Origin of the sequence: Pseudoalteromonas rubra, from assembly GCF_005887115.1 — a bacterium.
Taxonomy (GTDB): Bacteria; Pseudomonadota; Gammaproteobacteria; order Enterobacterales; family Alteromonadaceae; genus Pseudoalteromonas; species Pseudoalteromonas rubra_F.
This window is the reverse complement of sequence record NZ_PNCJ01000125.1, coordinates 1-293: the sequence shown is the minus strand read 5'-3', so window position 1 is coordinate 293 and position 293 is coordinate 1. Positions and strand designations below refer to the sequence as shown.

At 50.2% G+C, this 293-nt stretch carries 1 pseudogene; it reads right to left on the bottom strand.

Annotation, left to right across the window (positions count from 1 at the left end):
• Nucleotides 1-144: 144 nt before the first annotated feature.
• Nucleotides 145-293: pseudogene (locus tag CWB98_RS24540) on the bottom strand (two pore domain potassium channel family protein); the annotation flags it as partial.

The window sequence follows — 293 nt, the reverse complement described above, 5'->3', positions numbered from 1 at the left end:
ATCCCTTCTCACAGCAAGCGATACAGCTCAGCGCATTAGGAGAAAGAGCGTCAACCGCGAGCCCATGGGGCCGGGCCCGCAGTCCAATATTGGCAGCTATTTACTTGTACAACAGCGAGAACTGCTATGAGCACAAAGCAATCGTTAAGGCCACTTAACCTCGGATGCCAACACCCGCTCGGGGGCAATGTAATGAATGATATCGCCACCTTGTATGGTATAATCCAACGGCGGATTTAAATCCATATCTAAGGCGCTGCGATTATGAGCAATCCCTAAAATAGTGGCGTCGT